This window comes from Paenibacillus beijingensis (genome assembly GCF_000961095.1).
GTDB lineage: Bacteria > Bacillota > Bacilli > Paenibacillales > Paenibacillaceae > Paenibacillus_O > Paenibacillus_O beijingensis.
In genome coordinates, this window is the sequence record NZ_CP011058.1 from 3598716 (window position 1) to 3611866 (window position 13151).

Annotated in this window: 12 protein-coding genes; 10 read left to right on the forward strand and 2 right to left on the reverse strand. The window is 52.6% G+C overall.

Annotation, left to right across the window (positions count from 1 at the left end; all coding sequences use genetic code 11):
• The first annotated feature begins 178 nt into the window (after window positions 1–178).
• The 7 genes from VN24_RS16315 (at window position 179) to glnA (ending at window position 9233) form a co-directional block, all read left to right on the forward strand.
• A complete protein-coding gene (locus VN24_RS16315; RefSeq protein WP_045671260.1) occupies window positions 179–1816 on the forward strand; it encodes a S1C family serine protease in 1638 nt (545 codons plus the stop codon).
• 698 nt (window positions 1817–2514) lie between these two features.
• Window positions 2515–3207, forward strand: a complete 693-nt coding sequence (locus VN24_RS16320; protein ID WP_045671261.1) for a response regulator transcription factor — start codon at window positions 2515–2517, stop codon at window positions 3205–3207.
• Window positions 3208–3210: 3 nt separating this feature from the next.
• Complete coding sequence (locus VN24_RS16325; protein WP_045671262.1) at window positions 3211–4734, forward strand: sensor histidine kinase; 1524 nt, start codon at window positions 3211–3213, stop codon at window positions 4732–4734.
• Window positions 4735–4761: 27 nt separating this feature from the next.
• The gene (locus VN24_RS16330; protein WP_045671263.1) at window positions 4762–5712 is read left to right on the forward strand and encodes a 4-hydroxy-3-methylbut-2-enyl diphosphate reductase; all 951 of its coding nucleotides are present in this window, start codon (window positions 4762–4764) and stop codon (window positions 5710–5712) included.
• A 13-nt stretch (window positions 5713–5725) separates the two neighbouring features.
• A complete protein-coding gene (locus tag VN24_RS16335; RefSeq protein WP_045671264.1) occupies window positions 5726–6250 on the forward strand; it encodes a DUF2062 domain-containing protein in 525 nt (174 codons plus the stop codon).
• A gap of 169 nt (window positions 6251–6419) precedes the next feature.
• Entirely contained in the window at window positions 6420–7481 is a 1062-nt protein-coding gene (aroF, locus tag VN24_RS16340) for a 3-deoxy-7-phosphoheptulonate synthase (RefSeq protein ID WP_045671265.1), read from the forward strand.
• Between the two features lie 327 nt (window positions 7482–7808).
• Entirely contained in the window at window positions 7809–9233 is a 1425-nt protein-coding gene (glnA, locus tag VN24_RS16345) for a type I glutamate--ammonia ligase (RefSeq protein WP_045671266.1), read from the forward strand.
• Between the two features lie 114 nt (window positions 9234–9347).
• Here glnA and thpR read toward each other — a convergent pair whose 3' ends face one another.
• Window positions 9348–9917, reverse strand: a complete 570-nt coding sequence (gene thpR / locus VN24_RS16350; protein WP_052702997.1) for an RNA 2',3'-cyclic phosphodiesterase — start codon at window positions 9915–9917, stop codon at window positions 9348–9350.
• Window positions 9918–10015: 98 nt separating this feature from the next.
• Here thpR and serC point away from each other — a divergent pair, with 98 nt between their 5' ends.
• The gene (gene serC, locus VN24_RS16355; protein ID WP_045671267.1) at window positions 10016–11104 is read left to right on the forward strand and encodes a 3-phosphoserine/phosphohydroxythreonine transaminase; all 1089 of its coding nucleotides are present in this window, start codon (window positions 10016–10018) and stop codon (window positions 11102–11104) included.
• Between the two features lie 102 nt (window positions 11105–11206).
• Here serC and VN24_RS16360 read toward each other — a convergent pair whose 3' ends face one another.
• Window positions 11207–11923 carry a response regulator transcription factor gene (locus VN24_RS16360; protein WP_045671268.1) on the reverse strand — a complete coding sequence of 239 codons (717 nt, stop codon included), beginning with the start codon at window positions 11921–11923 and terminating at the stop codon, window positions 11207–11209.
• Between the two features lie 141 nt (window positions 11924–12064).
• Here VN24_RS16360 and trmL point away from each other — a divergent pair, with 141 nt between their 5' ends.
• Window positions 12065–12529: a tRNA (uridine(34)/cytosine(34)/5-carboxymethylaminomethyluridine(34)-2'-O)-methyltransferase TrmL gene (gene trmL, locus VN24_RS16365; protein WP_045671269.1), complete on the forward strand. Its 465-nt coding sequence runs from the start codon at window positions 12065–12067 to the stop codon at window positions 12527–12529.
• Window positions 12530–12659: 130 nt separating this feature from the next.
• Window positions 12660–12908: an AbrB/MazE/SpoVT family DNA-binding domain-containing protein gene (locus VN24_RS16370; RefSeq protein WP_045671270.1), complete on the forward strand. Its 249-nt coding sequence runs from the start codon at window positions 12660–12662 to the stop codon at window positions 12906–12908.
• Window positions 12909–13151 lie beyond the last annotated feature (243 nt).

Below are 13151 nucleotides of genomic sequence, written 5' to 3' on the forward strand. Positions count from 1 at the left end.
TAGAGCAGTTATTTTACCTTTGCAGCTGGAGCAAAGGTTTTTTATTTTGGTTTAAATGATTTTTAAGTTTGTTTTAAGGTAGATTGTGCATGATAGTAACAGCAAGAGCGACAACAACGTTAAGCCGGCTCGTTGCGATGAACAACAGACGGATGGATACAAGAGAGGAGAAACAACGATGGACGATCAAAACAAAAAAAATCCGTATGACGATTTCTTCAGCGAATCTGGAGATTCGGATAAGCGGCACCGGGCCGAGGACGATAATGCCGGACCTGCAGACAGAGGTTCGGACGAGGAACAAAAGCAATCCTACTATTATTCGTACGGTCCGTTTAAATCCGGTTCCCAGCAGCGGCCAAGCGACGGCTACCGTTCGGAAGGCAAGCCGGCGGGTGATCACGATTACCCGGAAGATTCCCGGTACAATGAGCGCGTTCACGCCGGCAGCAAGGACGTATTGGTGACTCCGCCCCGTCAAGTCCGGCCGTTTGCGCCGACACAGCAGGTGAACCGGGACGGCTGGAAAATGAATGAGAGAAAAGGATCTCCGTTTCGTGCGATGTTTGCTTCGTTTCTTGTCGGTGTCCTGCTCGTCGGCTCGCTGATGTTCGCTTCCGACAAGTTCAACTGGTTTACCGGCAATGAAGCGCTGTCGGCATCCGCAGGCACCACCGGAACGAATGTGACGACTTCGGGCAAAGCATCAACTGCAGCCGATACGGTTCGTCCGAACAACATTGCGCAAATATCGGAAAAATCCAGTCCGGCCGTTGTGCTGATTGAAACCTATGTGAAGCAATCGAGAAACGGCGGCGGCAACAGCATGTTCAACGATCCGTTCTTCCAGCAGTTCTTCGGCGATCAATACGGGTCGAACGAAGGCAACGGCGGCAATGGCAGCAATGGCGGCAATGGCGGGAATGGCAACAACGGCGGCCAGCTGCAGGAGCTTGGAATCGGTTCCGGATTTTTCTTTGAATCGGACGGTTACATTTTGACCAATCAGCACGTTGTCGCCGGTTCGGATGAAATTAGAGTCAAGGTTCAAGGCTATGACAAAGCGTTTACGGCGAAGCTGATGGGTACCGCCAAAGATCTCGACCTTGCGGTTCTGAAAGTGGAGAACACGGGCGGCAAGCCTTTCCCGACCCTTCCGCTGGGCGACTCCGATGCGAGCGTCATCGGTGACTGGGTCGTGGCAATCGGCAACCCGAACGGATTTGACCATACGGTAACGGTAGGCGTCGTCAGCGCGAAAGGCCGTCAAATTTCGATTCCGGACGAAGAAGACGGGACGACCCGCAACTACACGAATTTGCTGCAAACGGACGCTTCGATCAATCCGGGCAACTCCGGCGGTCCTCTCATTAATATGAACGGCGAAGTGGTAGGGATTAATACGGCGATCAGTTCTTCTTCTCAAGGCATCGGCTTTGCGATCCCGACGACTACCATTAAAGAAGTTGTCGATAGGCTGAAAAATAACGAGAATGTGACGACTCCTAGGCCGTTTATCGGAGCGGAGCTGAGAGACATCACCGATGCAATGGCACAGCAGCTTGGCCTGAGCAGCACGGATGGTTCGATCGTTTCCAACGTGCAATACAAAACGCCGGCCTATGACGCGGATTTGCGTCAATACGACGTCATTACCGGCTTGGACGGCACCAAGATCAGCACGAAAGAAGCGCTCATTGAAGCCATCCAGAAAAAATCTGTCGGCGATAAAGTGACCTTGAACATTATCCGCAACGGCAAAGCGATGGATCTGACGGTTACAATCGGCAACCGGAACGACTATAGCATGCAATAACAGTTGATACCGTCGGCGCCGCTTCCCGTTAGTGAACGGCCCGGCTTCGACAAAGCGCAAGGCAGGCATTGTCCGCTTGCGCTTTTTGTTATGAACCGATAGAGTGGGGGAAAAAGGAATCGCTCCGCGGGCAGGTTTGATCTTTCGACTGCTGATGCAGCCGGATTCACATAGTTTGGTGAAAGAGGGAGCCGTTGCGCGGACTAATTATTCTTCCGATCGCTGTCGCTTCTCCAGAACAATTAGTCCACTCCACTCTCTTTCACCCGGTGAAGAAAGCCCTGCTTCTCCAGATTCAAACCTGCCCGCTCCGCTTTCCTTTTTCGGAGGGGAGCAGAGTTAGGCTGCGCAGGGAGACTCGCTTGCCGCCTGAACCAAGAGCTGAAATTATACGTGCCCGAGGTCCGGGGCCAGCAGATGGACCATATGGCCGCTATTTCCTGCTATGAGAGCTATTTCGCAACATTCGCGGACAGAGGAGCCGTTATTCATGCGCGGATAAGCCAATTTGTGAGGATTCATAGCCATTAAACGGATCATATGTCCGCTTACAGGCAAAAAGAGTGATTAGAGGGACATAGCGGATTCTGTGTCCGTTTGCGTTGCCTCCATACAGCTGAGTTCAGTCCAGCACTTATTTTAAGTTTCAAACCAAATTAATAGATGAATTTACGGATGGTAATAGGGGGATAAAAATGATGAGACAGCAAATTATTGTCGTCGACGACGATGAAAAAATAACGTCGCTGCTGCGCAGAAGTTTGGCATTTGAAGGCTATGAGGTGACGACGGCGAACAACGGATCCGAAGGACTGAAGCTGATGCTGATGTCCGAACCCGATCTGCTCGTGCTCGATGTGATGATGCCCCAGATCGACGGCTGGGAAGTGTGCCGCAGAGTTCGCGAAGGCGGCAGCTCGGTTCCGATCCTGATGCTGACGGCGAAGGATGACGTTCGGGACCGGGTACGGGGGCTTGATCTTGGAGCGGACGATTATTTGGTCAAGCCGTTTGCGCTGGAGGAGCTGCTCGCCCGCGTGCGCGCCCTGCTCAGGCGCAAGCCGGACAAGCTTGAAGAGAACGGAAACCGGCTGCTGTACGAAGATCTGCTGCTCGATATCGATTCCAGGGAAGCGATCCGGGCGGGGCGCCGAATTGACTTGACGGCCAAGGAATTCGATCTGCTGCATCTGTTTATGCAAAATCCGCGGCGCGTGCTGACACGGGACTCCATTATGGATAAAATTTGGGGCTTCGACTACAGCGGCGAGTCCAACGTGCTGGAGGTATACATTGCCATGCTTCGACAAAAAACGGAAGAGGGCGGGGAGAAGCGGCTCATTCAAACGGTGCGCGGCACCGGTTATGTGCTGCGCGGAGAAGGAGGCTGACCGATGCCTATCCGCTATAAGCTGACCCTTTGGTATTCCTGCATCCTGACGGCCGTTCTGATCATTATCGGAATCGCCGTATACGCCTTTCTCAGCTATAGTACGGTGAAAGATATCAAGGGGCGGATCAACGGGGCCACGGCGCTGATTGCGCAGCAATTTTCACAAAGCAGCGTTTTTGATCCGGACAGCCTGATCATTAACCCGGATTCATTACAGAACACCGACATCTATACACAGATTATCGATTATCGCCGGATTAACACAACGGGGGTCTCCAGCACTCTCCCGGGCAATTTGAGGTTTCCATTTCCGAATACGGCCGAGAAAGCCGTGAATGCGGGAAGCGGATACGTCAAGGTTAACTTGCAAGGGTACCCGTTCTATATTTACCAGGCACCGGTATATGTGGAAGGCACCAAACAGGTCATCGGCTACTTGCAGGTCGGCGTCATTACAAGCAAGGAAGACAAGCTGCTGAACAACCTGAAGACGATTCTCATTTTTTCTTCGCTGATCGGACTTGTCATCGCCTTTACGATCGGTCTTCTTATGGCCCGGCAGTCGCTGAGGCCGATCGAAGTCGTCATCGATGCAGCCAAGCAGATCGAGAAGGGATCGGACTTAAGCGTGCGCATCAGCCACGAGGGGCCAAACGACGAGCTTGGCCGGCTGACCGATACGCTCAACGGCATGCTCGGCCGTCTGGAGACGGCCTACAATGAGCTCGATGAAGCTTATGAGGCGCAGCGCCGATTCGTCTCCGACGCATCGCACGAACTGCGGACGCCGCTGACGACGATCCGGGGCAATATTGAGCTGCTGCAGCGCATGTGGCTGCCGGCTCTGCAGGCCAGCAACGACGATCCCGCCGTGCATTTCTCCCCCGAAGATATCGAGCGTGCCGCCTTGTCCCGGGAAGCGATGGGGGATATATCGGATGAAGCGAAGCGGATGAGCCGTCTGGTCAACGATCTGCTTGCTTTGGCGCGCGCCGATGCCGGTTACGTGATGGAAAAAGAACCGGTCGAGCTGCTGCCGCTTGTGGAAGAAGTGGCGCGCCGCGCCAGTCATCTCCCGCGCAAAGCGGAATGGCGCGTTGGCGATCTGTCCGTGCTCGAAAATGTGGGGGTGAACGGTCATCCCGATTTTTTGCGCCAGCTGCTGTTTATTTTTATCGAGAACGGGTTCAAATACACGACCGCCGGTTACGTCGAGCTGCAGGCCGTCAGCAGGGACCGTCAGGCGGGCATCATTATACGCGATACGGGAATCGGCATGAAGTCCGAGCAAGTGCCGAATATTTTTGAGCGGTTCTACCGGGCGGATGAATCGAGGGGCAGGACGGGAGGAACCGGGCTCGGCCTATCGATCGCCAAATGGATTATCGACGAGCACAAAGGTTCCGTGGAGGTCAGAACCCAGGAAGGAATGGGAACGACATTCACGATTTGGCTTCCCATTGCCTTTTCTCTGCATTATGATTCGGGTATAATGGAAGAACAAAGTCGGAACTTGGAGAAATAGCCGGCTTTAGAAAGCGGGTATTTATCGATGGAAGTGGTAAAAATAGCACCGCGCGGGTATTGTTACGGTGTTGTCGATGCAATGGTGCTTGCCTTGCAGACGGCCCGTAATTTGGATTTGCCGCGTCCGATTTATATTTTGGGCATGATTGTTCATAACGCTCACGTCACCGATGCCTTCGAAGAAGAAGGGGTCATTACGCTCGACGGCGAGAACCGTCTGGAGATTTTGGAGAAAATTGACTGCGGCACCGTTATTTTTACCGCTCACGGCGTTTCGCCGGAAGTGCGGCGCCGCGCCCGCGACAAAGGGCTGACGATCGTCGACGCCACTTGTCCCGACGTCACGAAGACGCATGACCTTATTCGCGAGAAGACCGCGGAAGGGTATGAGATCATTTATATCGGCAAGAAAGGCCACCCCGAACCGGAAGGGGCGATCGGCGTTGCCCCGGAGCACGTTCATCTGATTGAGAAGGAAGACGAAATAGCCCAACTTTTTTTGCAGAGCGATCGTATACTGATTACAAATCAAACGACGATGTCGCAGTGGGATATCCGCCACTTGATCAACCGGGTGCTGGAGAAATATCCGAAAGCGGAAATTCATAACGAAATCTGCTTGGCTACGCAAGTCCGGCAGGAGGCCGTCGCGGGACAGGCCGGCGAAGCCGATGTGTGCATCGTAGTCGGCGATCCGCGGAGCAACAATTCCAACCGTCTTGCACAGGTTTCGGAGGAAATTGCAGGCGTCAAAGCATACCGCATCTCGGATATTTCCGAGCTGAACCGGGAATGGCTGGCAGGGGCGCAGCGCGTTGCGGTAACGGCCGGCGCTTCGACGCCGACTCCATTGACACGGGAAGTTATCGCGTATTTGGAACAGTACGATCACGACAACCCGGACACTTGGGAAATAAAACGGACCGTCGATATGAATAAGCTTTTGCCGAACGTAAAGGTTAAGTCAGTTAAATAAAGAGGGATGGAGCATGGCTTTCACGAAATCGAAATCTGCGCCGGAGCGGGTGAGGAGATGGTCCAGGTATAAATTTGTGCAGCTGCTGCGGGCGCCGGGCGGACCTTCAAAGGTGGCGCTTGGCTTTGCGATCGGCATTTGCGTCGAAATGTTCACTCTTCCCACCTACGGGCTAGCTTTTTTTCTCATTTTTCCGCTTGTTTATTTGACCCGGGCGAGCTTAGCCGGCGCTCTTGTCGGCTTTGTACTCGGAAAAATCATTTATCTGCCGATGGCGGTGCTCAATCAGAAAATGGGAGGTTATATATTGCCCTCCCACATCCGATTCGAGATCCCTTTTATTTCGAATTGGCTAAATGAATTGCTGCTTGTGAACTTGAAGCTGATCGTCGGGGGAGTAATCAACGGCATTATACTCGGAACGTTGTTTTATTTTCCGGTACGGATGATGATTGCTTTTTTTGCGAACAAGCGAAAAGAAAAACGCAAAAAGAACCGTTCCGCAGTGAAGGTGAAGCCGTTAACGGAACGCCCGTGAACCGATTTTTTCCCTGCCGGCAAACGGAGAAAAATCATCCTTGACGAGGATGATTTTTTCTTGTATAGTTGCTTTAGTCATTAAAAGCATAAAAGCCACAAAGCACAAAAGCGAACAAGCGTTGAAGTGCTAAGTATAATTAACTTAACTTTCAAGGAGAGTGCCATAGATGATCGTCATTACGAAACCTAACATTACCGAGGAACGGATTCAGGAAATTGTAGCCCATATTGAGCGGGCAAACGTGCAGGCGCATGTATCGCGCGGCACAGACCGTACCGTTATCGGCATTATCGGCAAGGCGGAGCCGACGCTTGCCGAGCATTTGCGCCAAATGAAAGGCGTCGACAACGTCGTGAAAATCTCCAAGTCCTACAAGCTTGCGAGCCGCGACTTTCATCCGGACGACACTGTAATTGAAATTAACGGAGTCAAAATCGGCGGCGAGCATATGGTCGTCATGGGCGGACCGTGCGCCGTTGAATCGCCGCAGCAGATCGACGAAATCGCGCGCCTCGTGAAGGCTGCCGGCGGACAAGTACTGCGCGGCGGCGCATTCAAGCCGCGTACAGGCCCATACAGCTTCCAAGGCGTCGGCGTCGAAGGGCTGATTATGATGGCGGAGGCGGGGAAAAAGCACGGCCTGCTGACCATTACCGAAGTTATGACGCCCGAGTACGTCGACGTGTGCGCGGAATACGCCGATATTTTACAGGTCGGAACCCGCAATATGCAAAACTTCGATTTGCTGCGCAAGCTCGGCACGATCCGCAAGCCCGTTCTGCTCAAGCGCGGCTTCAGCGCTACCTATGACGAATTTTTGAACGCGGCGGAATACATTTTGGCCGGCGGCAATCCGAACGTCATGCTGTGCGAGCGCGGCATCCGCACATTCGAGACGTACACGCGCAACACGCTTGATCTGTCGGCGATACCGGTTCTCCAGCAGCTCAGCCATCTGCCGGTCATCTCCGATCCGAGCCACGGAACAGGCCGTCGCGAGCTGGTGGAGCCGATGGCCAAAGCATCGGTGGCCGCCGGCGCCAACGGTCTCATTATCGAGATGCATACCGATCCCGACAATTCGATGACCGGAGACGGGGTTCAGTCTCTGTTCCCCGATCAGTTCGCGGGCCTGCTTAAAGATTTGGAGAAGCTGGCAGCCCTCGTCGGCAAAAAGTTCGATACGGCCAAAGAATCGGCCGAAGCATTTGCCGTTTGGCAAAAATAAAATCCCTCATTTCGAAGAACGAATAAAACTGAATAAATATGAACATTATAGAAATGTCATGCAGGAGCGTTCGTTTCTACCAATGTTCGGAATTCATCCGCAATTTCTCCTTTTACTTGAGAAGTTGCGGATTTTTTCAGCGCTGGGCTCCAAAATGTGAAAATTGTATAAAACCTGTAAACATAGTTAACACTTGCACAAAAAATATCTAACATAAGTATTGACGGTGCAGGCGCTCCGATTTATAATAGCCTCATAGTTTGCCGTAAAAGTTGAACAATATCAATTCCAGACAACGTAAATGTTCGGAAATGGAGGAAATTTCAGATGTCAGTTCAAAGCGTATTGGACAAAATTAAAGAAAATAACATCCAGTTTGTCGATTTCCGTTTCGTCGATCTTTCCGGTCGTGCTCATCACATCACTCTCCCTGCAACAGAGGTGGATGGAGATACGTTCGTAAACGGCGTAGCGTTTGACGGTTCCTCGATCCCGGGCTTCCGCGGCATTGAAGAATCCGATATGGTAATGATGCCTGACACGGAGTCGGTATTTGTCGATCCTTTCACGGATCACCCGACATTGAACGTAATGTGTAACATCCACACTCCTGACGGCGAACGCTATGAGCGCGATCCGCGCAGCATCGCTCAAAAAGCCGAAGAGTTTCTGCAACAATCCGGTGTCGGTACGGCTGCATTCTTCGCTCCGGAATCCGAATTCTTCGTTTTTGACGACGTTCGCTACGAAAGCTCCATGAACACTTCCTTCTACACGGTTGATTCCGAGGAAGCGGCGTGGAACACGAACCGCAAAGAAGAAGGCGGCAACCTTGGCTTCAAAGTAGGCGTAAAAGGCGGCTACGTCCCGGTTGCACCGATCGACTCGCAGCAAGACATCCGCAGCGAAATGGTCCGTCTGATGCAAGAAACGGGATTGCGCGTAGAGCGTCATCACCACGAAGTTGCAACGGCAGGCCAAGCGGAAATCAACTTCCGTTTCGATACGCTGACCAAAACGGCTGATAACCTCCTGTTGTATAAATATATCGTTCATAACACAGCCCGCCAATATGGCAAAGTGGCTACGTTCATGCCTAAACCGCTGTTCGGCGATAACGGAAGCGGCATGCACGTTCACCAATCGATCTTCAACGGCGATTCCCCGCTGTTTTACGAGAAGGGCGCTTACGCGAACCTGAGCGAAACGGCTCTGAACTACATCGGCGGTATTCTGCACCACGCGCCGGCTCTGATCGCGCTGACGAATCCGTCCACGAACTCGTTCAAACGTCTTGTTCCGGGTTACGAAGCACCGGTTAACCTCGTGTTCTCGAAAGGTAACCGTTCTGCAGCTGTCCGTATTCCGGTTGCAGCTGTAACGCCGAAAGGCTGCCGCATCGAGTTCCGTACGCCGGACTCCACGGCTAACCCGTACCTCGCATTCGCAGCTATGCTGCTTGCAGGTCTGGACGGCATCAAGCGCAAGCTGGATCCTTCCGCTCTTGGCTACGGTCCGTTTGACAAAAACATCTACGAGCTGTCTGACGAAGAGAAGAAAGAAATCCGCAGCGTACCGGGTTCGCTCGACGAAGCTCTTGACGCTCTGGAAGCCGACTACGAGTTCCTCACTGAAGGCGGCGTATTCACGAAGGACTTCATTGAAAACTATGTAGCGTTCAAACGCCAAGAAGCAAAAGCAGTATCCATCCGCGTTCATCCGCATGAATACGGTCTGTACTTCGACTGCTAATCGCTTAACGGAAGCTGCACCTTCCAGCAGACTTATCTGCTTGAAGGTGCAGTTTTTTTGTGCGTATGCCTTTCATAATTGACATCGTTTGTAAGGTTATGTGGCGGATTCGCGTTATTCGTGGCTTCCCTGGAAAGACGAGCGGTGAATGATTTCGTACATCGGAACTTGGCCGAGACGGCTGCGGTACAAGACGGCTTCGCTAGCGGTCCAGATCAGCTGCGGATGTTCATTGGCGAGGGAAGAAGAATCGAACGGTGCGGTGCCTTCGTATTTGCGGGCGAGCGTAAGATGAGGGCGATACGGACGCCGTTCGGCTTCATAGCCGATATGGAGCAGCAGCGTGCCGCCCAGACGCTCGTGCAGCGCACGCAGCTCGGGAGGCATTTCCGTTAGACCGAGCCACAGCACGGAAGGCTTCTTTGGCGGGCCGAACACGCCAAGCCCCGATAATGTAATCCGGAACGGTTTCGCCCAGCGAGAAGCTTCGTCGAGCGCTTCACAGACGGCGGGAAGGTTGTTTTCCGGCGTTTCTCCGACAAAATGAAGCGTAAGATGCCAATCTTCGGGGTGGGCCCAGCGGGAGAAGCTCAGTTTGCGCCAACCGTGCAGCTGCGCGCCAAGCGCTTGCCGAATGTTATCGGAAACGGCGATAGCGGTAAACAAACGAAAGCTATTGTTCACAAAAGCGACCTCCATTTACATTCTTATGACTTGAAGCATCCCCTCAAAATTGCTATCATAACCATATTATATTCGTAAAAAGGACAGGAGTGGAGACGGTGACTCACCGCGCATATAATTTCAATGCCGGCCCGGCTGCTTTACCGATTGAGGTGCTGCAGCAGGCCCAGGAACAATTTGTCGAATTCGGCGGTTCGGGTATGTCCATCATGGAAATGTCGCACCGCGGTGCGATTTACGAAGGGGTGCACAATGAAACCCAAGCGCTGATGCGGGAGCTGTTCGCAATTCCGGGCAACTACCAAATCCTGTTTTTGCAGGGGGGCGCAAGCACTCAATTCGCCATGATTCCGCTCAACCTGCTCAGCGCAGGCAAGACGGGAGCTTATGTCATGACCGGCAGCTGGGCGAAAAAAGCGCTGCAGGAAGCGAAGCTGGTCGGTGAAACGGCTGTGGCCGCCTCGTCCGAGAGCGTTGCCTATAACCGCATTCCGGATCTATCGGAAATTAGCGTGCCGGACAATGCAGCGTATTTGCACATTACATCCAACGAAACGATTGAAGGAACGCAGTTTGCCGCATATCCCGATACGGGCAGCGTTCCGCTGATCGGCGATTTGTCCAGCGACATTATGTGCCGGACAGTCGATGTCAATCAATTCGGCATCATTTATGCCGGCGCCCAGAAAAATTTGGGTCCGTCAGGGGTGACCATTGTTATTGCGCGTGAGGATCTGGTAGCCGAAAGCCCGAAATCGGTGCCTACGATGCTGCGTTACGATACGCATGCGAAATCGAACTCGCTTTATAACACGCCTCCTTCGTTTTCCATTTACATGGTGAATCTGGTGCTGAAATGGATTGCTTCCAAAGGCGGAGTTGCGGCGCTGGAGCAGTATAACCGCGACAAAACGAAGCTGATTTACAATGCCATCGACGAAAGCGGCGGTTTCTATCGCGGTTTTGCGGATCCGGCCAGCCGTTCCCTGATGAATATTACGTTCCGCCTGCAATCCGAAGAACTGGAGAAACAGTTCGCGAAGGAATCCGAACAGCATGGATTTGTCGGTTTGAAAGGGCACCGGAGCGTCGGAGGCTTGAGGGCATCGACCTATAATGCCGTTCCGCTTGAAAGCTGTAAAGCATTGGCCGACTTTATGCAGGAGTTTCAGCGCAAAAACGGTTAAGCGTTTAATGGTTTAAAGATTAAGACGGCTACAGCCGTTACTGCTAGTCCGCATGAGAACGCCCTTTCCGGCAAAGCGGCCGGAAAGGGCGTTCTCATGTCATTACAGCGCCGAGTGAATGGCGGGTGCGATAAGCTTGTAGCCGACGCCGCGAACGGTTTGAATGTATTCGGGCATGCGCGGATTTCGTTCGATTTTGTCGCGTACATGACTGATGTGTACATCCACGATTCTCGTATCGCCGAGAAAGTGGTAGTCCCAAACGCCATGCAACAGCTGCTGGCGGGACAGAACGCGGTTCTGGTGACGGCACAGAAACAGCAGCAGTTCATATTCTTTCGGTGTCAGCTCGATCGGCTGCCCGTTTACCTTCACTTCCCGCTGTGACGGAAGCAGAGTCAGACGGCCGATTTCCAAGGCGGCATCCTCTTCGGGCGAAGCACCCGGAAGCTCCCGGGCACGGCGCAGAACGGCGCCGATCCGGGATATGAGCTCCTGCGGGCTGAACGGCTTGGTCATGTAATCGTCGGCCCCGTTATCCAGGCCGGCAATCCGGTCGGTTACTTCATGCATGGCGGTCAGCATGACAATCGGGACGGCGTTAGCCTGCTTGCGCAGCTCCCGGCACACTTGAATACCGTCCATTCCGGGCAGCATAAGGTCCAGTACGATTAAATCCGGCCGGAAGGACCGGAGCATTTGAAATACGGCTTCGCCGTCATGAACACAGCTGACTTCATATCCGGCAAGTTTGAGGTTGTACTCGATCAGCCTTGAGATGGAAGGCTCGTCATCAACGACAAGCACCTTTTTGCTCATAGGACAACTCTCCTTATCTTCGGGTAGTATACAGCCATTATGGCACGGAAAGTTTAGGGCGGAATGAAGCGGATGTTAACGGGATGTAAAATGCAACAATAAATCGTGTATAATGGACAGGTTGAGAGGTGAGCGACGGGTATGGCTTTTCATATTGTGCTGGTTGAACCTGAGATTCCGGCCAATACCGGCAATATTGCACGAACGTGCGCGGCTACTGGTGCGCATCTTCATTTGGTGCGGCCCCTCGGGTTTCGCACGGATGACAAGACGCTGAAGAGAGCCGGACTTGACTATTGGTATGCCGTTCAGGTTCATTACTACGATTCGTTTCAGGAATTGGCGGACAAGCATCCGGAAGGACGCTTTTTTTTCGCCAGTACGCGGGCAAGCAAGACGTATTGCGATATGAATTACCGGGACGGCGATTTTTTTGTGTTTGGGAAAGAAACGAAGGGACTTCCGCAGGAGCTGCTGGACCGGTATCCCGAAACGTGTATCCGCATGCCGATGACCGATAAGGTGCGGTCGCTCAACTTATCCAATTCCGCCGCCATTGTGTTGTATGAAGCTTTGAGGCAATCCGATTTTGCCGGCATGCAATAAGGGTGAATTCAGCGGGAAGAAATTTCTAAAAAGAAGTAAAAATGGGAAGGAAACACAGCGGATCCATCGAATGTTATGGAGCAAAGGTTTCCTGGCAACGGACATGAAATGAGACAGAGGAGGAAATTCGATGAAACCGGCAGGTGTTGTACGGAAGGTTGACCAGTTAGGCCGCATTGTGCTGCCGAAATCGCTGCGCAAAAGGTATCAGATGAATGAAGGGGATCCGGTTGAAATATTGGTGCAGGGCGATCATATTATACTGGAGCGTTATCGTCCAAGATGCGTATTTTGCAGCTCGATGGAAGAGGTTCACGAGTTTAAAGAGCGTTACGTATGTGCGGAATGTATGATCGATATGGGTTATCTTCAGCGCTGATGCAATCTGCATTGGACCCAAAGAAGAAGCTTCCGGATACCTGTTTAAACGCGGGATATTCCGAAAGCTTCTTTTTGTTTGCACTGCGGGGATCTTACCTGTCGGCTTGTGTCATCTCGGTTCGGATTCACAGCCCTTTCGTCTTGTCGTCGTTGTACGAAGACGTTAAGATAGCGGTCAGAAACAACACCAAGACGACGAGGACAATGAGGAATTTAATCGTCATCCGCGGCACCTCCCGAT

Coding starts and splice junctions, on each gene's coding strand:
- VN24_RS16315 (WP_045671260.1), top strand. CDS start 179: ATGGACGATCAAAACAAAAAAAATCCGTATGACGATTTCTTCAGCGAA.
- VN24_RS16320 (WP_045671261.1), top strand. CDS start 2,515: ATGAGACAGCAAATTATTGTCGTCGACGACGATGAAAAAATAACGTCG.
- VN24_RS16325 (WP_045671262.1), top strand. CDS start 3,211: ATGCCTATCCGCTATAAGCTGACCCTTTGGTATTCCTGCATCCTGACG.
- VN24_RS16330 (WP_045671263.1), top strand. CDS start 4,762: ATGGAAGTGGTAAAAATAGCACCGCGCGGGTATTGTTACGGTGTTGTC.
- VN24_RS16335 (WP_045671264.1), top strand. CDS start 5,726: ATGGCTTTCACGAAATCGAAATCTGCGCCGGAGCGGGTGAGGAGATGG.
- aroF (WP_045671265.1), top strand. CDS start 6,420: ATGATCGTCATTACGAAACCTAACATTACCGAGGAACGGATTCAGGAA.
- glnA (WP_045671266.1), top strand. CDS start 7,809: ATGTCAGTTCAAAGCGTATTGGACAAAATTAAAGAAAATAACATCCAG.
- VN24_RS16360 (WP_045671268.1), bottom strand. CDS start 11,923: ATGAGCAAAAAGGTGCTTGTCGTTGATGACGAGCCTTCCATCTCAAGG.
- trmL (WP_045671269.1), top strand. CDS start 12,065: ATGGCTTTTCATATTGTGCTGGTTGAACCTGAGATTCCGGCCAATACC.
- VN24_RS16370 (WP_045671270.1), top strand. CDS start 12,660: ATGAAACCGGCAGGTGTTGTACGGAAGGTTGACCAGTTAGGCCGCATT.